The following is an 18,638-nucleotide window of genomic DNA, read 5'->3' as shown; positions in this document are numbered from 1 at the left end:
ATCATTCGGGCATCTAAAAAGCTAGTGCAGGTTGGGGCCCAAATCAACTGGCGCGCCGTGCTCCAGCAATGAGGCGGAAATGTGCTCCCGTCGGACAAATGGCAAAGCAAGCGATGTGTTGACCGATTTTCCGCGCTGATCGACCGCGCCCCCTACGTTTGTCATCAAGCAACGAAGCAACCGGCATGCCTTCATCGCGAGCGACGCGGTCAACGTCGATCCGATGACTGCTCCGACCGATCTCCCGCCGGCCGCGACCATGGAACGAACGCCGGTTGAACTTTGGACGCTGCCATCCACGCGACATCGTGCCGGACGACGGGAGCAGGGTGCCGCCAAGCCTGTGATTCACGCGGAGCGGCCATCCGGTGCGACCGTTCGGCGGGCGACGGAAACCGTCCGGGCCCGGGAAGTTCCCGCACCGCGCTCGAATATCCGCGGCAAACACCGCCTAGAGTCGCTCCAGCGTGTTGTGATCCGCTTCTCCGCCGAAGTACTTCTCCAGCGCTTCCACGAATACCGCGTTGTCCGGAGTTGCATGCGCGAACAACGTGACCGACGACCTGAACTTCAGGTCATCCGGATATCCGAAAATCGCCTGGATCGAATGGTCTTCGACATCGTTGACGAGCCGTGTGCATTCGCGCAGCCGTGCGCCGAGCAGCGGATGCCGTAGATACGCCGCGGCTTCGTCCAGCGTCGAGATCGCATACCGTTGTGCGATCGCGCTGTCTCCGAGTCCTTCGATCTGCGGGAACACGAACCACATCCAGTGACTTCGCTTGTGCCCGTTCCTGAGCTCGTCGCATACCTGCGCATATACGGGGCCCTGTGCGTCGACAAAGCGCTGAAGATCATAGGGGGCGTCCATGTCGCCCTCCGTCCTTTCCGGCGCGGCAAGCCGCGCGAACGATCATTGTGGGCGTTGCGTCGATGGCGCGCAAACGCGCGCCACGGCCGCGAGCGCGCTCGATTTCGCTTCGCGCCCCGGAAAACATGAGCGAACGAATGCGTCGCGCTGCGATCGTTCGCCGGGCGCGAACGCGCGCACGCCGTCGTATGGCCGCGCGCCGGCTACGGGCGTAGCATTGAGACTCAGGCCAGCCGCGATCCTCGCGGATCGGCGGTGCGCCATGGTCCCGTCGCGGCCGGCCATGCGCAAGTGGGCTGGCAAAGGAGTGTCGATGCGCTCGCAAGCGACGTCCGTCTCGCGTCTAAGGCGCTATGCAATCACGGCTGCGGTCGTCGTCGCCAGCCTGATCGTCATCGGGCGCATCACCGGCGTCCTGGTCGACTGGCTATGGTTTTCCTCGATCGGCTATGTTGCCGTTTTCTGGACGATCCTGTCCGCCAGGGTGCTGCTGTTTGTCGTCGTGCTCGCCGCGTCGGCGGCCGCGATCGGCGCGTCGGGGTTCCTGGCGCATCGTTACGCGACGCGCCTCGATATCTGGCAAGTGGAAGTCGGATCGTCGACGCGTACGGAGGAGGCCGTCAGAGCGCTGGCGGGACAGGTCGCGTCGCGCATTCCCTGGCGCGCCGTCATCGCCGGCAGCGCTGTCCTCCTTGGGCTGGCCATCGCCGGCAACGCAATGTCGAGCTGGGACATCGCGCTTCGCTTTCTTCATCAGGTGCCGTTCGGCGAGCGCGATCCGATCTTCGGCAAGGACATCGGCTTCTATCTGTTCTCGCTGCCCGTCTGGATCGTGCTCAAGAATGGGCTGCTGCAACTGGTCTTCTGCTGCGCGGTCGTCGCAGGCGGAGTCTACTGGCTGCGCGGCGACGTCATGTTCCGGCCGCGGAAGGGGCTTTCGTCCGCGGCTGCCGCCCACGGTTCGGCGCTGCTGGCACTGTTCTTCTTGCTGAAAGCGTGGTCCTGGTGGCTCGACCGCTTTTTGCTGCTCTACGACAACAACGGCGTCGTGGTCGGCGCCGGCTATACCGATGTCCACGTCGTGCTGCCCGTGCTGTGGCTGCTCGTCGGCCTTGCCGCGGTCTCGGCCGTCGCCTTGTCGGTCAACGCGCGCCGGCCCGGCTATCGGCTGCCCGCCGCCTCGGTGCTGTTGGTGTTCGGCAGTTCGTTCGTGCTCGGCCTCATCTATCCCGCGCTGTTTCAGCGCTTCTACGTCAAACCGAGCGAGCTGCAGCTGGAGACGCCCTACATCGAACGCAACATCGCGCTGACGAGGCTGGCCTACGGTCTCGCGCAGATCGCGGTCAAACCGTTTGCGGCCGAGGAGGGCTTGAATCTCGCGTCGCTGCAAGCCAATCGCGCGACCATCGACAACATCCGCCTTTGGGATGTGCGGCCGCTGATGGATACCTACGCGCAGTTGCAGGAGATCAGGACTTACTACAAGTTTTTCTCCGTGGATATCGACCGCTACCCGCTTGACTCCGGTTACCGGCAGGTCATGCTGTCGGCACGCGAACTGGAGCCAGCGATGCTTCCGGGGAACGCCCGGACCTGGGTCAACCTGCATCTCCTGTTCACTCACGGCAACGGCGTCGTGATGTCGCCCGTCACCGAGAAATCCGCGGAAGGTCTGCCTTCGCTCTATCTGCGGGATATTCCGCCCGTCGCCGACGGCGGGCCGGCGATCCGCGAGCCGCGCCTCTACTTCGGAGAAGGCGAGCAGGGCTATGTCATCGTGAAGGGCAGCGTGCCCGAATTCGACTACCCCAAAGGAGACAGCAACGTCTACACCGCTTACAGCGGGCGCGACGGCGTCGCCATCGGCAGCATCGCGCGACGCAGCCTATTCGCGTGGCAGCTCGACGATCCCAATATCCTCCTGACCCGCTACGTCACGGGCGAGAGCAGGATCCTGCTTCATCGCGACATTCGGGACCGGATACGCACGATCGCGCCGTTTCTCACCCTCGACCATGACCCGTATCTCGTTGCGAGCAACGGACGCCTTTTCTGGATGCAGGACGCCTATACCACCAGCCGATGGTTTCCGTACGCCCCGCCGGGTACCGGCGACGGCGGCAATTACATTCGCAACGCGGTCAAGGTGGTGGTCGATGCGTACAACGGCACGGTCGATTTCTACGTCAGCGATCCTGCCGATCCGCTCGTGCGGACTTACCAGCGCATCTTCCCCGGCATGTTCAAGCCGCTCGAGGCGATGCCGCAGAATCTTCGGCAGCATATCCGCTACCCGGAAGACCTGTTTCTGATCCAGGCGAATCTCTACCGTGCATACCATATGGATGCACCGGAAGTCTTCTACAACCGCGAGGATCTCTGGCAGTTTCCTCGGGAACTGGCCGATATCGACGGTGGAGACGCCGCCGGCACGCGGATGGCGCCGTACTACATGATCATGCGATTGCCTGGAGACGCGCGCGCCGAGTTCGTTCTCATGCTGCCGATGGTCCCGAGCCAGCGCGAGAACATGATCGCCTGGCTGGCGGCGCGTTGCGATCCGCCCGGGTACGGCAAGCTGATCGTCTATACCTTCCCCAAGGACAAGCTGGTCTACGGGCCATTTCAGATCGAGGCCCGCATTCAGCAGAATACCGAGATCTCGCAGCAGATCTCGCTGTGGAATCAGATGGGCTCACGCGTCATCCGCGGCCATCTCGTGGTTGTGCCGATCGAGAACTCGATCCTCTATGTCTCTCCGCTTTATCTGCGCGCGGCGTCCGGTCAGCTCCCCGAGTTGAAGCGCGTGATCGCCGCCTACGGCGACCGTGTCGTGATGGAAGAAACCCTGAGCGAGGCCCTCGCGGCGCTCTTCAAGGAGACGGCTCCGATGGCAGCGCCGGCCCGGGGCGCGACGGATGCGCGCGCTCGCGAAGCCCTTGCGCATTATGACCGTGCCATCGAGCGGCTGAAGGCGGGGGACTGGGCAGGCTTCGGTTCGGAACTCGAGGCCCTCCGGCCGCTGCTCGAGGAGCTGGGCGCCGACCATGCCGGGAATCAGAAGGGAGTGAGGGGGGAATGAAAGGGCGCCTGTTCGATCCGATGGGTTGGCGGTGCGTTTTCGTTTTTTGTATCGCAGCCAGCGACGGCGTTCGGCGGCGATTCAGCGACGACACGGGGACAGCAACGGGCTTACGGACTTTCGCCCGCAGACTTCGAGCGACACTGTTTTTCAACTCGCTCGCTAGTGCCTCGGGATTCGGGGCGATTCAAAATTTGCTGCGTCGGATAGAGGACGAATGAGCCGGTTACGCTGGCGTTCGCCAAGGTAGCCGGATCAATCCAGTTCGCTCCGTGGGCCACAGGTGCCTTGGTCCGTTTCGCCGGACTCTTCGGCGCGCATGGTGACGAAAGCATTGAGGACGTTTACGAGGCGTTCACCACGCAAAGCGACGGCGCGTCTACTACAAGATTGCCGAGCATAAAAAACGCCTGCTCGAGGCAGGCGTGTCGAGGGAGATGGTTTTGGGCTTGCTACGCAGTTGCCGAGCGCGTCACTGTCAGGGACAGGGCTGCTTTGGTTGCCCGGAGCGTCGCAAGCAATCTGCTCAAGAAATTTGACATAAGGTAAATTATCGACATTTCTGGTGTGTAGAGGCTAGATAGAGATGTCCGCTTTTGGCTACATAGAAATGTCCGTACATGGACGCTCCCGGCTTGCCAAGCATTCAGTTCATGACGACATGAAGGTAGATTGCAACCGTACATTCGGACTTTGGTTGCGGCGATGCCGCTGTTCCTGATGGGTTCCGCTGGTCGGTTCCCCGTCGCTTTGGCGCACTCGCAGGTGCTCGGACATTTTCGGGTTCTACCGACCACGGTCTGACCTGTTTGCCATCACGTCATGACTGCCTGAGCAATCGGTGGTTGGTTTTCCTGCCGTACTTCCTGTACCGAATCGGCCGGACTGGTTACGCAGCAGCACCAGCGGATGGATAACCGGCCCGGTATTCTCTGTCGTGCGCCCAGAGCGCCCATACGGTCCGGGCGATTTTGTTTGCCAACGCAACGGCGGCCACATTGTGGTTACGGCGGCGGATCAGCTCGTGCACCCAGCCCTCACAATTGCCTTTTCGTCTGGAAGCAAAAATCACCGAACGCGCGCAGTGAATCAGCAATGTTCGCAAATAGGAATCGCCTCGCTTGCTGATGCCCAGCAGGTTTTGTTTCCCGCCACTCGAGTGCTGTCGCGGCACCAATCCGAGCCACGCCGCAAGCTGCCGTCCGTTCTCGAAGTGTTTGGCGTCACCGATGGTGGCCACCAGCGCGGTGGCCGTAACTGGACCGATGCCAGGTATCTTTTCCAACTTTTTCGCCAGATCTCTATTGCGATGCCACGCCTTGATTTGAGCGCTTTTCGGGCCGCGTAAGCTGTCCGGCCGCCGGGTGTCCGGCGCCGGAGGCTGCGATGGCTGCAACGGAGCGGATCACGATGACGATGCGCGAGCTGGACAGGTTCAAGGTCATTCAGGACGTAGCCGACGGCAAGCTCAAGCCATGGCGTCGGTCTGCAAAAGCGGGTGAACCAAACGTGAGCGCCCTGCCCGTTCAGGCACCGACCTTCGACACCGTGTAACGGTCAAAACGAGGAAAGAGACGCAGCAAACCCAACCTTAAAACCGCACATCTTTATCTTCATCGAGTTCCCCCTGCCTCTCGGATAAAAGAGAACTCACATGTCGAATGGCTACACAATCCGTCTCAGGTCAGGGATACATTTACTGCGAGAATATTCGAGATGCGAAACTATAGGGAAGTGCATTTTCTATATTTAAATTAATAATTTGATTTGTTTGTTATAAATCAGTTGCTCGATGCTAATTCCCCGTGATTTTAGATTTATTCACGCAGAATCCGTACTGCGCCCTTGGTTCGCTAATCGCCCTCCATTTTGCGCACTATCTCTTCAGCAAACCGCCGGCAGAATGAATGTGACTATCCGTCGTGCATGGTGCTGAATTCTCGAACGATATCGACGACCAGGAATTATGGAACTCAAAAGAATGCTCTCAACCGCCACGGCCTGCGTGGCGCTACTCTCTGCTTCGGTCGCGCAAGCCGTGATCATAAGTCCTCCTGGTAGTGGAGGAGCGCCGATGCCATTTACCGCAAGCGGGCCCGCCACAGTCAGTAAAGCAGGGATACCGATTGGATGTACGGTCGTATTCACTGGCACTATCGATGGCGCCGGTAAACTCCTCATCACCAGTGCAAGTTTCAGTGGCTCGGCGCTTTGCAAGGTCATCAAGGCCAACGCAAGCGTCACGTCGCCCTGGAGTGGTCAAGTCGATAGCCCAATTCAATTGACGCTCGACAACGTGTCGGTCAACGTTAGCGCGCCGTTTGTGGGGGGGCAATGCGGTCCCAGCAAAGTAACGGCGCAAATACGCGAGTCCGATGGCGAAACCATAATTGGTCTGAATAGCATCACTCTGTCTGGCGGTTGCAGCATGACGGGCGCGTTAACGACGAGTCCGTACATGCACATTTCGCCATAATTGACCAGCACGACTTTTCGCTGAACGTCACGATTGAAACCAACACGCCCGTCATTGTGGCGGGCGGTCTGTAATCGGTCACTCCCCGACGTTCTTGCGATCTCAGGCGATCTGATACAGAGGCGAGCGCAGCGGATTGTCGGCGAAGCCTTGTTTCCAGATGCGCGGCGTGAGTTCATGCACGCGCGAAGCCGGATGCTGGCGCACGCGCTGCAGCATGTCGACCAGATAATCGTAGGGATCGATATCGTGCAGTTTGCACGTCACCAACAGGCTTTGCGCGATGCCGATCTGCTTGGCGCCGAGCTCGGTCCAGTAGAACATCCAGTTCTTCCTGCCCATCGGAATGGCACGCAACGCGCGCTCCAATGAACTCGTATCGATCTCGACATCTGGATCGTCCAGATACAGCGACAGGCCGTCGCGACGCTCGCGCACGCAGGGCCCGCGCTTTCGTGAACGATCGAAGCAAGCGACCGGACATCGATCGTCACGTCAGCGAACAAAACCAGTGCAGAATTTCGGAGGCCTTGTCGGTCGCCACCGAGCCTCACACTATCGCACGAACGTGCGCACGCGTACCGCCGCACGCCGTCGAACCGACGGCATTCCGGGGCGGCAAGCCCGTGGCTTGTCGATAACGCGAGGATTTTCACGGCAGTACCGTGGCCCACGGCGGCGACTGACGTCTCGTCGTCCCGCCGCGCCCGTCTACGCGCTCTCCCCCGGCCACCAAGGCTCCGGCGCGGACCGGATCAGATAATCGTCCAGGTTCTTGCCCTCCAGCCATTTCGGGCAGGCGCCGCGGCCCGTCCACGATTTGCCCGATGACGGGTCGTAGTACTTGGCCGGCAGCTTCTTCGGCTTGTCCTTCACAAAGCCCGCGGCCCTCAGCAGCTCCAGCTCCGTGATGCCGTATTCCTTCACCTGTTCCCGAATGGCGGCCAGCACCTCCGCCTTCTCTTTCTTCCTGGCTTCCTCTAGAAGCAAGTTGACGTGGCCGAGCTGCTTCTGCAGCGAGTGAATTTTGCTGGTTGTCACGTGATGTGTGTCTTTATCGATACGCTGCCCGCGCTCCGACGGGCATGCGGATTTCTGTCCTATTGCGGAGCCTGCTCGGACTTTGCCGATTGTGACGGCGCCTTTGCCGGGCGACGCGCCTTCAGCATTCGCGCGCGCTTCGCATCGGCCGGCGATACCCGCCCCGCTTCGCCGCCCGTCAAATCGATGCGTACGGCGCCGTCGACGAGGCACGTCCAGTAACGGTTGCCGCGGCACCAGGTCTTCATCGCGTCCCGCAACTCCGCCTCGTTCGAGCCGAGCTCTTGCGCACGATTGATCAAGTCCTCGAGAATGCCGACCTTGAGCGGCACCTTGGGCGCCGGATTTCTCGGGAAAGCCACGGGAAACCGCTTCTGGAGTTTCGCGATCGTCAACAGCACCGGATCCGTCGAGCTCGGCGAAGTCGCCTGCTTGGCATCCCGCTTCCGCGGTTTCTTCGCCGCCCGTTCCCGTTCGGCGTCTCTCGCAAGTTGATCGCGCAACGACGCAAGTTGCTCAAAGCCCATAACTTCCAGCCCACTGAAAAATAAGCCGAGATTGTAGCAGTCGACGGCGCGGCGTTCTCGTAACCCTATTGGCGAGCGTCTGTATCGACGTTGGCGACCGCCTTCGATGAGAATCGTCCGAAGACGAACTGGCAACGCCGCCGCCAGAATGCGTAATGCTCACACCGCATATCGCCGTCATCATCCGACTTTCCGCACCCAAACCAAAAACAGCATAGCGAAGAACCGCAGCAAGCGCTGCCGTGCCTCGCCGCCGTCGCCCGTGCATCGCGCGGCCTGACGGCTGCGGACTGCACGCCCGAGGATCGCGCGGCCATACGGCGATACATTAGCAGGCATGCGAGATGCTCGGTGCGCCGCGCGTGCCGCATCGCCCGCCACGCCGCTCGACGCGCGGATCGTCGACGCCGCGCGGTCGCCGCGTGATGAAATCACGATGAAAACGCTATTATCGCGTCCTTTGCGTCCATTCGTGCGCGCGTCCGCAGGCCGCCCTTCCATTCCACAAAACGATACGACAACGACATGACAAACACTTTCGAACGCGTGGATGGCGCCGCGCGGCATCTGGTTGCGGCCCGTCGCGCCGGCGTCGCCGGCGCGCTTCTGCCGGACGCCTGCCGGCCCGACGACATCGAGACGGCCCTCGCGATCCAAAAACGCGTCGTCGAATTGCTGGGCGAGTCGGTCGGCGGATGGAAATGCGCGCTGCCGCCGCCGGGGCGCGTCGTCGTCGCGCCGATCTTGTCGTCGACGATCCATATGGCCCACACGTCGGCCGAACCGTTCCGGGGCGTCGCCGGTACGCCGACCGTCCGGATCGAACCGGAAATCGCCTTCGTGCTCGACCGGGATTTGCCGCCGCTCGGCCGGCCATACAGCGAAGACGAAGTGCGCGGCGCGATCCGCGAGACGCGTCTTGCGATCGAAGTGCTCGGCTGCCGCTATGCGGATCCGGCGCGCGCGACCGTGTTTGAATTGCTCGCGGACGGGCAGTTCAACCAGGGCTTGTGTGTCGGGCCGGTCGTGTCCGACGGCCTGCACGCCGCGCTCGACGCCATTGCGCTCGAGTTTCGAGGCGGGCTGACCCGGTCGATCGATGGCCGCCATCCGGACGGACATCCGTTCAAGCCGCTGCGGTGGCTCGTCAATTTTCTCGCGGCGCGCGGCGAATCCGTTCGGGCGGGCCAGATCGTGACGACCGGATCGTATGCCGTCGCGATCGACGTGCCGCTTGGCCAAGGGCTGACGGTGCGATTCGGCCAACTCGGCGGCCTATCGGTGGAACTGGTCGCCTGAGCCGCAAGCCGGGCGCGAAAGCGGCGCGCCGGTGAAGCGTTCGGCCGCCGCAACGGTCTTCAGGCGTTTGCGGACGCGTCGCGCCAATCACTGGCGGACGGCGCGCGCGTCGCCCGCCGCCCGCGCAGTATGGCGCCGCGCTCCGGTCAACGATCCGCCCGCGCACGCACACCGCGTGCCCGACCATTGCGCCGCATGGCCTCCGACGCGCGATCGGCCGACAAAATTCGCAAAAAACGACCGCTCGCACGCGTACGTTGACCGGCTCCGGATCAGATCAAGGCAAAATACGGGTTTTGCGCCCGTCGGGCTCAGATACGTGATGCCTGAACAGGACCTTCGACGCCCGCATGCGGCTCGTCCTGCGTCCGGCAGGACAGCTCGCCGTTCAGGCGGGCCCATTGGAGCTTTTCCCCATGACCGAACCGAACATTTCATTCGCCGGCAGGCTTTCGCTTGCCTTCGGCCTATTCTTCTCCGTGCTCGGCGACCGCGAGCTCGCGAGCCGCGCACGCCGGCTGCGTGAAGTCGATGCCCCACCGGCGCCGGCCGCGGCCCCCGTCGCGCCGCCCCAACCCGCCGCGGCGCCCGCGCCCGAAATCATCAAGGAAGCGAGCCCGGACGCGGCGCTTCAGCTGCTCGGGCTGCTCCAGCGCGACGCGCGCCTGATCGACTTCGTCGAGGAGGACATCGCCGGCTACTCCGATGCGGACATCGGCGCCGCCGCGCGTCTCGTGCATGACGGCTGTCGCGCGACGCTGCGCGAGCATTTCACGATCCGCCCGGTGCGCGACGAGGCCGAAGGCACCCGCGTGACGATCGGCGACGGCTTCGACGCCACCGCGATCCGTCTCACGGGCAACGTCGTCGGCAAGCCGCCGTTCAACGGCAGCATCAGCCATCGGGGCTGGCGCGTCGACGCGGTGCGGCTGCCGAAGCTGAACAAGGGGCACGACGCGACGATCGTCGCGCCGGCCGAGGTGGAGCTATGAGCGAGCCGCGCTATTCGATCGGCATCGATCTGGGCACCACGCATTGCGCGCTGTCGTACGTGGATCTCGCGGCCAGCGACGGCGAGAAAACGAACCTCGGCGTGCTGCCGGTCGCGCAGCTCACCGCGCCGGGCGCGATCGAATCGCCCGATCTGCTGCCGTCCTTTCTCTACCTGCCGCACCCGAACGAGCTCGCGCCGGGCGATCTCGCATTGCCGTGGGCGGCCGAGCGCGATTTCGCGGTCGGCGAACTGGCGCGCAGCCGCGGCGCGGGCACGCCGATTCGTCTGGTGTCGAGCGCGAAGAGCTGGCTGTGCCATCCGGGCGTGGACCGTCGCGCCGCCATCCTGCCGAGCGACGCGCCGCCGGAAGTCGCGCGCGTGTCGCCGCTCGAAAGCGCGGTGCGCTATCTGACCCACCTGCGCGAAGCATGGAACCACGCGCATCCCGACGCGCCGTTCGATCAGCAGGACATCACCGTCACGATTCCCGCTTCGTTCGATCCGGCCGCGCGCGAACTGACCGCCGAGGCCGCGCAGGCGGCGGGCTACGCGCGCATGACGCTGCTCGAGGAGCCGCAGGCGGCGCTCTATAGCTGGATCGAGAAAAGCAGCGGCGCGTGGCGCAAGGAAGTGAAGGTCGGCGACATCATCCTGGTCGTCGACGTCGGCGGCGGGACGACCGACCTGTCGCTGATCGCGGTCGTCGAACGCGACGGCAACCTCGAGCTGCATCGCGTCGCGGTCGGCGAGCACATCCTGCTCGGCGGCGACAACATGGACCTGGCGCTCGCCCACGTCGTCGCGCGCAAGCTCGCCGCGCAGGGCACGCAGGCGGATCCGTGGCAGTTGCGCGCCCTCACCTACGCGTGCCGCAGCGCGAAGGAAACGCTCTTGAGCGATCCGGCGACGGACGCGGTGCCGCTCGTCGTGCCGAGCCGCGGCTCGAAGCTGATCGGCGGCTCGGTCCGAACCGAGCTGACTCGCGCCGAACTGACGCAGACGATCCTCGAAGGCTTCTTCCCGCAAGTCGACGCGTCGGCGCGGCCCGTGAGCCGCACGCGCGCCGGCCTGACGCAGCTCGGCCTGCCCTATGCGCAGGACGCCGGCATCACGCGGCATCTCGCGGCGTTCCTCGGCCGGCAGGTCGCCGCGCTCGCGGAGCTCGACGGCCTGCAGCGCGCGCAAGACGACGCGGCGAGCTTCCTGCATCCGACCGCGGTGCTGTTCAACGGCGGCGTGTTCAAGTCGCCGCTGCTCGTCGAGCGCATTCTCGGCACGCTGAACGGCTGGCTCGCCGCCGACGGCGCGGCGCCCGCCCGTCTGTTGGGCGGCGCCGATCTCGACCTCGCGGTGGCCCGCGGCGCCGCGTATTACGGCTACGTGAAGCGCGGCAAGGGCGTGCGCATTCGCGGCGGCACGGCCCGCGCGTATTACATCGCGATCGAGTCGGCGATGCCGGCCGTGCCGGGCCTCGAGCCGCCGATCCAGGCGCTGTGCGTCGCGCCGTTCGGCATGGAGGAAGGCACGGACGCCGCATTGCCGCCGCAGGAATTCGGCCTCGTGGTCGGCGAGCCGGTGCACTTCCGCTTCTTCGGCTCGTCGGTGCGCCGCCAGGACCAGGTCGGCACGCTGCTCGACTTCTGGTCGCCGGACGAGTTGCAGGAACTCGAGGAGATCGAGGCCACGCTGCCGCCCGAGGGACGCACGCCCGGTGAAATCGTGCCGGTGAAGCTGCACGCGCGCGTGACGGAGGCCGGCACGCTGGAACTCGAAGCGGTGCAAAGCGGCGCGAACGAGCGCTGGAAGGTGGAGTTCGACGTGCGCGGCGGCGCGAATGCCTGACCGATGAAACCGTTCATCGTCGGCATCGATCTCGGGACGAGCAATACCGTCGTCGCGTACGTCGAGACGGGCGGCGATGCGATCCGCGTGTTCGACGTCGACCAGCTCGTCGCGCCCGGCGAGGTCGGCGCGCGGCCGCTGCTGCCGTCCGCGCGCTACCACCCGGCGCCGGGCGAATTCGCGCCCGGCGATCTGCGGCTGCCGTGGCGCGACGCCGAAGGCAGCAACGCCGGCGACGCGCCGCCCGCCGTGATCGGAACGCTCGCGCGCTCGCTGGGCGCGCAGGTGCCGGGCCGGCTCGTGGCGAGCGCGAAAAGCTGGCTGTCGCATGCGTCGGTCGATCGACTCGCGCCGATCCTGCCGTGGGGCGCGGCCGACGCCGACGGCAAGGTGTCGCCGGTGGCCGCGAGCGCCAGCTATCTGGCGCACGTGCGCGCCGCGTGGAACAGCCGTTTTCCGGATGCGCGGCTCGAAGATCAGGACGTGGTGCTCACCGTGCCGGCGTCGTTCGACGACGGCGCGCGCGCGCTCACGCTCGAAGCCGCGCGGATCGCGCAACTGCCCGCGCTGCGCCTGCTCGAAGAGCCGCAGGCCGCGTTCTACGACTGGCTGTTCCATCATCGGGCGACGTTGCGCGAATCGCTCGCGCAAACGCGGCTCGTGCTGGTGTGCGACGTCGGCGGCGGGACGACCGACCTCACGCTGATCAAGGTGCACGTCGAGGACGGCGAGCCGCAGTTGACGCGCATCGGCGTCGGCGATCACCTGATGCTCGGCGGCGACAACATGGATCTCGCGCTCGCGCGCCTCGCCGAAACGCGTCTCACGCAGGACGACGCGCGTCTGTCGGCGGCGAGCCTGTCCCAGCTCGTCGAGCGGTGCCGAACGGCGAAGGAGCGCTTGCTCGATGCGGCCCCGCCCGACACGGTCGGCGTCACGCTGCTCGGCGCGGGCGCCCGGCTCGTCGGCGGCGCGCGCAAGACGGAACTGAGCCGCGAAGAGGTCGAGCGGATCGTCGTCGATGGGTTCTTTCCCGCCGGCGGCCCGGACGACCTGCCGCGCAAGTCGCGGGCCGCGCTCGTCGAGTTCGGCCTGCCCTACGCCGCCGACCCGGCCGTCACGCGGCACATCGCGGCGTTCCTGCATCGGCTCGCCGCGCAGTCGCGCGACGCGCTCGGCGCGCCGGAAGCGGCCGGTCCGGCGCTGCCGATACCCGACACGCTGCTGCTCAACGGCGGCGTGTTCCGCTCGAAGGTGCTCGCCGATCGCCTCGCGGGCGTGCTCGGCGACTGGCGCCGGCAGCCGTTGCACGTCTTGCACAACGATCATCCGGACGTGGCCGTGGCGCGCGGCGCGGTCGCATACGGACTCGCGCGCGCCGGGCAGGCGCCGCGAATCGGCGGCGGCTCGCCGCGCAGCTACTTTCTCGTCGTCGACGACGATGCGGGGGCGTCGCGGGGCGTGTGCGTGTTGCCGCGCGGCACCGCGGAGGGTCACGAGGTGCATCTCGACGACCGCGTGTTCGCGTTGCGCCTCGGGCATCCGGTGCGCTTCCATCTCGCGTCGACCGTCGCCGACGATGCATGGCGCCCGGGCGAGCTCGCGGACCTCGCAGCGGGCGACTTCGTCCGCCTGCCGCCCGTGGCGACCGTCGTTCAGCAGCAGGACGCGGGCGGATCGCGCGAGCGGCTGGTCAAGCTGACGACGTCGCTCACGGAGGTCGGCACGCTGGACATGCACTGCATCGCGACGGACGATCCGTCGCAACGGTGGCTGCTCGAATTCCAGCTACGGCGTGAGCGTGCCGAAGACGGCGCGGCCGACGCGCCGCGTCATCCGTCGCTCGACAAGGCGATCGAACTGGTCGACCGCTCGTTCGGCGCGCGCCTCGCGAACGTCGATCCGAAGGAGGTCCGGCGTCTGCGCGCGCAGCTCGAGCAACTGCTCGGCCCGCGCGAGAACTGGGACATCGCCCTCCTGCGCGAACTGTTCGGCGCGCTGTGGGAGCGTGTCGGCCGGCGACGGCGCTCGGCGGATCATGAGCGCGTCTGGCTGAACCTCGCCGGCTATTGCGTGCGGCCGGGGTTCGGCTACCCGCTCGACGATTGGCGCGTCGCGCAGCTCTGGACGCTGTTCGACGACGGCATTCAGTACGTGAACGAAGGGCAAGTCTGGTCGGAATGGTGGACGCTGTGGCGTCGCGCGGCGGGCGGGCTCGACGAGGACGCGCAGTTGCAGGCGCTCGACGCGATGGCGTGGCTGCAGGAGGCCGCCGGCGCGAAGCGGCCGAAGCTGCCGTTCGATCCCGCGAAGATCGGCGACATGGACATGGTTCGCGTCGCGGCATCGCTGGAGCGCGTCGCCGTCGATCGCAAGATCGAGCTCGGGGAGCGGTTGCTCGCCCGGCTGCGGCGGCCGGCGGAGAATCACCAGTGCTGGTGGGCGATCGGGCGCATCGGCGCGCGGCGGCCGCTGTACGGCAGTGCGCACGGCGTCGTGCCGCCCGACGTGGCGAGCCGCTGGCTGGACGCGATCCTCGCGGTCGACTGGAAGAAGGTCGAGCCGGCCGCATTTGCCGCGGTGCAGATCGCGCGCATGACGGGCGACCGGTCGAACGACCTGGCGCTCGACGTACGCGACAAGGTCGTGCGCCGGCTCGCGTCCGTGAATGCGCCGGCTGCGTGGAGTCAGATGGTGCGCGAGGTCGTGACGCTGGACAACGCGGATACCGGGCGCGCATTCGGGGAATCGCTGCCGGCCGGGTTGAAGCTGGTCGCGGGCTGATCGGACGGGCGCGGGCCGCTCGACGTGCGTTCCGGGCGTCGGCCGGGGCCGGCCCGCTCGCGGATCCGCGGTGCGCTCGGGACGCGGATGTTCACGGACGTTTCGCGCGGAAGTTGCACGAGTAAGCGGCTCCGTGTGCGGCGGGGGCAACGCCCGTGTCGTCAAACGTCCCCTTTTACATCTGCACCCGCCGCCATTCCCTATTGAGTAACGTGTCGCCGATCCGTGTCCATGAAACCGGATTCGTGCACGGAACGAGAAAAATCTGGCAGCATGTCGATTCGGCCTCGATGCGCCAAAAAAGAAGACAGACTTATTCCGTTAAATATCCTGATTGTCGGCAACAAATGAAACGTCGCCGGTTTTCGGCGATATGTCGATAACGTCCCCAGTCGATAAAGTGGCCCATGTTCGAACCATTCAATCAAGACGTGATTGCGGCGTTCATTGGAAACAAACGCAAGATCGCGGAAAATGGGGCCGCTCGGCGGGTACGGGCGCTGCTGGATGAGGTTGGCGCGACGGCGTTCAACCTGCTGCCCCATCCGTTCCTGTTCCCAGCCGACGACTTCGACAGGCTCGCCCGGATCGTGCGCGATCTGCTGTCCGCCCAAAACAAAATCGTGCGCCATCTGTGCCGACAGCGCTCGCGGGCGGACATTCTGGAGCAGTTTTCGCTCGATGAGGCCCTGGCGCCTTATGTCGACTGGGAAGAACTGGAGGCGGGCCGCCGCCGCGTGGCCCGCGTCGACATATTGCCCTTGCCCGAGGGCTATGCGGTTTGCGAGTTGAATTTCTCGGCAGCGGTCGGGGGAGCCGAGCTGTTCGACTGCTATCGCCAGTTCATGCAGGCGGCGGGCTGGCCGGCTGGCGAGCGCAACCGCTCCCCCTATGCCAATCTGCGCGCGCTATATGAGGACAGTATCCAATCTTTGGGAATCGATCGACTCGTCCTCCTGGATTGGAGCTCGCACGCCGCCCGTGGATATGCTTCGCCCGAGCTCGCCCGCCGATATCTCGCGGGCATCGCGGACGATATGCCGATCGAGGTTCACACCGAATTGACGTATCCGTCGAAGTGGCTGGGCGATGGCGGCGGGAAAGGCATGCTGGTTCACCGTAATTTCGTGTACGACGACATAACGGTGAATATCGATAAATTCGAGGCGATTCATCGCAGCGGCGCGAAATTCTCCAATGGATTGGAAGCCGAATTGCTGATGAACAAGATTTGGCTCGCCCTGTTATGTGACGCGCATTTTCACCCGCTTCTCGACGAACGCGAGATTGCCGCGATCCGCGACTATATTCCCTACACTTTCCGCCTCGACGAAAGCACGCTCGCCGATGCGTTGGCCCGCAAAGACGAATGGGTGTTCAAGCTGAATGCTTCCTATGGCGGCGTCGACGTGCTGATCGGCAAAGATCATCCGGCCGAGGCGCTCGCCAATCGACTGCGAAAAGGCGGGGTGACAAACTGGGTTTGCCAGGCTTTCCGCGAGGTCGCGACGATCCGCCATCCGTTCGACGGCACCTTCGTTGCAACCGAACATCGACCCGTGCTGGGCATGTATCTCCACCGTGACAAGGCAAGCGGCATGGTGATTCGCTCGAATCGCTTTTCAAGCGTGGTCAACGCGGGCAGCGGAGCGGGCGTTCACTGGGCGGCCGTTGCCACTCAAGCAGAAAAAGAAGCCGTTCTCGCCGCGCTGGACGGCTAACGATCCGCCGCTCGCATCAGATGACGGATTTGAAAATCGGGCGCGCGATTCGTTCGAGTGTTCGGCGGCAATGAATTGGATAAGAGATTGAAGCGTTTTTTGCGTATCGGGCCTCGGGCGAAAACAACCAGGAGAAGCGCATGGAAACAGCCGAACTTCATTTCCATTGCAACGCAGGAGGAATGGCGGACTACGCCGCGCAGTTGAGGGACGTGGGAACCGTGATGCTCCCCGCTTATGTGGCTTTCGACGCGCACGAGCTGGAGCGCATCGACGCGCTGCAAGCCCGGATTCCGGAGGAATCCGTGACCGCCGGCGACGCCGGCGACACGCACGACATCCATGTCCGGCGCATCATGATCGACCGGGCCGGCGAACTGCCGCAACTCGTCAATCGGCCGCACTCGGACCAGATACTGGACATTCTCGCCGATGCCCGGCGAACGCAATTTTTCGGCAGCCTGTTCGCCACGCATGCCGAGTACTTCATCCGGCGATGCCAGATCAACCGGATGTCGAAAGACTCCTTCATCGGCATGCACCTCGACGCCGCGAGCAATCCGGACTACGAATTCTCCGTCGTCATCCAGCTGGGCCGCGCCTTCGACGGCGGCGAATTCGTGGTCCATCCGGAAGGGCGGCCGTCGAACGTCTTCGCGCCGACTTACGGCACGGTCATCGTCACGAGCTGCATGCACCGGCACGAAGTCAGAACGGTGCGCGCCAACGAGCGCACGTCGCTGGTCTATTTTTACTCGCGACACGACAAGGTCAATCGACGCGCATGACCCGACGACTGCCCAGGTGAGCCGCCGCCGGGCGAAGCCGGTCGGCCGGGTTCGCCTTCTCCTTCGGCTGCGGACTATGCGGGCCTGTCTCGGTCGGCGGCCGCGGCCGATGGCCGATCGTTCCGGTTACGGGGTTCGGCCGCCGGTCGCTCGAAAAGCAGAATCGGCTGGCCTTTGTATTCGGTGGCGGCGACCTCCCGATAACCGAACTCCCCGGCCAGTCGAATGGAAAAGCGATTGCCGGGGTCGATCAGGCAAACGGTGCGCCGAACCGCCAGGTGTTCGTCCGCCCAGTCCAGCACCGCATCCAACGCCTCGCGTGCGATTCCCCTTCCCCACGCGGCGGGGGTCAACGCGCCGCCTAATTCCGGCGCATCGCCGAGCGCGGGAATGATGTCGCGCTTGGCATCGGCAAAGCCCGCTTCGCCGATGAAGCGACCGGTGTGCTTTTCGCGAATCGTCCAGTAGCCGAAGCCCAGCAGATGCCAATGTCCGACATAGCGCAACAGACGAAACCAGCACTCTTCGATCGTGAACGGCTGGTCGCGGATCAAACGGGTCACGTCGGAATCGGCCCACATTGCCCGGCTGCTGTCGAAATCCTCCAGGCGATGGCCGGACAGAACCAAGCGTGCGGTTTCGATAACCGGAGCGGATCGGCCGACGGCGCCATCGACATGCTCTTGCATGATTCCTCCTCTCGCATTTGACCGTTCCGAGCGTGCCGGAAACCGGTGCGCTTCAATCACAGCGCGACGGCGGTTCCGGCGAACCGACGATGGCGCGCTGCGTTTGCGTCGGCGGACCGCGCATTGCCGATCGGTCCGCACAACCGCCGACGGTTGAATCATGAGCGATCCTTCACTCTTGCGATGCCTCCACAATTTGAGGCGAATTCGAAGCCGAGCTGGAGGCTGAATATCGGTGTGTCTTCGCAAGCCCCGCCGGATGACGGCCTCCCCGGCGAGCGTCATTGGCGCGAGCCGGGCAGCCGCGCAGTTGGGCAAGTTTGACGGCGTGACCCTGCCTCGTTTTGACGCACAGCAGTCATGGCAAGTCATGCCGCGTTGAGCGCCTTGAGTAAGGTTTCGTGACCCACCGAGAGGGTGATACGGCGGCCACGGCGCGCCGCATGATCCGCGACGCGCATCGCAACCGCGCCGCACGGCAACCACATCGACGCCCCCGGCCGGATTCACGCCGAAGCGTCCCT

12 protein-coding genes and 4 pseudogenes are annotated in these 18,638 nt (G+C 64.6%); 10 read left to right on the top strand and 6 right to left on the bottom strand.

Annotated elements, in window-relative coordinates; all coding sequences use genetic code 11:
* Positions 1-451 precede the first annotated feature (451 nt).
* A complete protein-coding gene (locus BG90_RS26930; protein ID WP_025990564.1) occupies positions 452-871 on the bottom strand; it encodes a DUF1810 domain-containing protein in 420 nt (139 codons plus the stop codon).
* A 313-nt stretch (positions 872-1,184) separates the two neighbouring features.
* On the opposite strand from BG90_RS26930, the gene BG90_RS26925 reads away from it, so the two are divergent.
* Entirely contained in the window at positions 1,185-3,953 is a 2,769-nt protein-coding gene (locus tag BG90_RS26925; RefSeq protein WP_045568582.1) for a UPF0182 family membrane protein, read from the top strand.
* A gap of 231 nt (positions 3,954-4,184) precedes the next feature.
* Positions 4,185-4,301 (top strand): annotated as a pseudogene (locus BG90_RS37930) (non-ribosomal peptide synthetase); the annotation flags it as partial.
* 541 nt (positions 4,302-4,842) lie between these two features.
* Here BG90_RS37930 and BG90_RS34025 read toward each other — a convergent pair.
* A pseudogene (locus tag BG90_RS34025) lies at positions 4,843-5,280 on the bottom strand (IS110 family RNA-guided transposase); the annotation flags it as partial.
* 59 nt (positions 5,281-5,339) lie between these two features.
* Between BG90_RS34025 and BG90_RS36300 the strand changes: the two are divergent.
* Together BG90_RS36300 and BG90_RS35755 are read left to right on the top strand one after the other, a co-directional pair.
* Complete coding sequence (locus tag BG90_RS36300; protein WP_158335920.1) at positions 5,340-5,507, top strand: hypothetical protein; 168 nt, start codon at positions 5,340-5,342, stop codon at positions 5,505-5,507.
* Between the two features lie 520 nt (positions 5,508-6,027).
* Entirely contained in the window at positions 6,028-6,429 is a 402-nt protein-coding gene (locus BG90_RS35755) for an activator protein (protein ID WP_124072339.1), read from the top strand.
* A 102-nt stretch (positions 6,430-6,531) separates the two neighbouring features.
* Here the strand turns inward: BG90_RS35755 and BG90_RS26920 are convergent.
* The 3 genes and pseudogenes from BG90_RS26920 to BG90_RS26910 all read right to left on the bottom strand — a co-directional run.
* Positions 6,532-6,867, bottom strand: a pseudogene (locus BG90_RS26920) (transposase domain-containing protein); the annotation flags it as partial.
* Positions 6,868-7,140: 273 nt separating this feature from the next.
* Positions 7,141-7,470 carry an H-NS histone family protein gene (locus BG90_RS26915; protein WP_010111305.1) on the bottom strand — a complete coding sequence of 110 codons (330 nt, stop codon included), beginning with the start codon at positions 7,468-7,470 and terminating at the stop codon, positions 7,141-7,143.
* A gap of 15 nt (positions 7,471-7,485) precedes the next feature.
* A pseudogene (locus tag BG90_RS26910) lies at positions 7,486-7,997 on the bottom strand (ProQ/FinO family protein); the annotation flags it as partial.
* 525 nt (positions 7,998-8,522) lie between these two features.
* Here BG90_RS26910 and BG90_RS26905 point away from each other — a divergent pair.
* The 6 genes from BG90_RS26905 (at position 8,523) to BG90_RS26880 (ending at position 17,425) form a co-directional block, all read left to right on the top strand.
* Positions 8,523-9,296 carry a 2-keto-4-pentenoate hydratase gene (locus tag BG90_RS26905; RefSeq protein WP_010118704.1) on the top strand — a complete coding sequence of 258 codons (774 nt, stop codon included), beginning with the start codon at positions 8,523-8,525 and terminating at the stop codon, positions 9,294-9,296.
* A 416-nt stretch (positions 9,297-9,712) separates the two neighbouring features.
* Positions 9,713-10,288: a DUF2760 domain-containing protein gene (locus BG90_RS26900; protein ID WP_010118706.1), complete on the top strand. Its 576-nt coding sequence runs from the start codon at positions 9,713-9,715 to the stop codon at positions 10,286-10,288.
* The gene (locus BG90_RS26895; RefSeq protein ID WP_010118708.1) at positions 10,285-12,132 is read left to right on the top strand and encodes an Hsp70 family protein; all 1,848 of its coding nucleotides are present in this window, start codon (positions 10,285-10,287) and stop codon (positions 12,130-12,132) included. Before BG90_RS26900 ends, BG90_RS26895 begins: the two co-directional genes overlap by 4 nt.
* Before the next feature lie 3 nt (positions 12,133-12,135).
* A complete protein-coding gene (locus BG90_RS26890; protein ID WP_010118710.1) occupies positions 12,136-14,916 on the top strand; it encodes an Hsp70 family protein in 2,781 nt (926 codons plus the stop codon).
* Positions 14,917-15,323: 407 nt separating this feature from the next.
* Complete coding sequence (locus BG90_RS26885; protein WP_010118712.1) at positions 15,324-16,637, top strand: hypothetical protein; 1,314 nt, start codon at positions 15,324-15,326, stop codon at positions 16,635-16,637.
* Between the two features lie 140 nt (positions 16,638-16,777).
* The gene (locus tag BG90_RS26880; protein ID WP_025990223.1) at positions 16,778-17,425 is read left to right on the top strand and encodes a 2OG-Fe(II) oxygenase; all 648 of its coding nucleotides are present in this window, start codon (positions 16,778-16,780) and stop codon (positions 17,423-17,425) included.
* A 74-nt stretch (positions 17,426-17,499) separates the two neighbouring features.
* Here the strand turns inward: BG90_RS26880 and BG90_RS26875 are convergent, their stop codons facing one another.
* The gene (locus tag BG90_RS26875) at positions 17,500-18,114 is read right to left on the bottom strand and encodes a GNAT family N-acetyltransferase (RefSeq protein WP_010118714.1); all 615 of its coding nucleotides are present in this window, start codon (positions 18,112-18,114) and stop codon (positions 17,500-17,502) included.
* Between the last annotated feature and the right edge of the window lie 524 nt (positions 18,115-18,638).

The sequence above is a fragment of the Burkholderia oklahomensis C6786 genome (assembly GCF_000959365.1).
In the GTDB taxonomy this organism is placed as follows: Bacteria; Pseudomonadota; Gammaproteobacteria; order Burkholderiales; family Burkholderiaceae; genus Burkholderia; species Burkholderia oklahomensis.
This window is presented reverse-complemented; position numbering and strand designations above follow the sequence as displayed.

Bases quoted from the DNA above. Each gene is read 5' to 3' on its own strand.
- BG90_RS26930 (WP_025990564.1), bottom strand. From the start codon at position 871: ATGGACGCCCCCTATGATCTTCAGCGCTTTGTCGACGCACAGGGCCCC.
- BG90_RS26925 (WP_045568582.1), top strand. From the start codon at position 1,185: ATGCGCTCGCAAGCGACGTCCGTCTCGCGTCTAAGGCGCTATGCAATC.
- BG90_RS26890 (WP_010118710.1), top strand. From the start codon at position 12,136: ATGAAACCGTTCATCGTCGGCATCGATCTCGGGACGAGCAATACCGTC.
- BG90_RS26885 (WP_010118712.1), top strand. From the start codon at position 15,324: ATGTTCGAACCATTCAATCAAGACGTGATTGCGGCGTTCATTGGAAAC.
- BG90_RS36300 (WP_158335920.1), top strand. From the start codon at position 5,340: ATGGCTGCAACGGAGCGGATCACGATGACGATGCGCGAGCTGGACAGG.
- BG90_RS26875 (WP_010118714.1), bottom strand. From the start codon at position 18,114: ATGCAAGAGCATGTCGATGGCGCCGTCGGCCGATCCGCTCCGGTTATC.
- BG90_RS26905 (WP_010118704.1), top strand. From the start codon at position 8,523: ATGACAAACACTTTCGAACGCGTGGATGGCGCCGCGCGGCATCTGGTT.
- BG90_RS26880 (WP_025990223.1), top strand. From the start codon at position 16,778: ATGGAAACAGCCGAACTTCATTTCCATTGCAACGCAGGAGGAATGGCG.
- BG90_RS26895 (WP_010118708.1), top strand. From the start codon at position 10,285: ATGAGCGAGCCGCGCTATTCGATCGGCATCGATCTGGGCACCACGCAT.
- BG90_RS35755 (WP_124072339.1), top strand. From the start codon at position 6,028: ATGCCATTTACCGCAAGCGGGCCCGCCACAGTCAGTAAAGCAGGGATA.
- BG90_RS26900 (WP_010118706.1), top strand. From the start codon at position 9,713: ATGACCGAACCGAACATTTCATTCGCCGGCAGGCTTTCGCTTGCCTTC.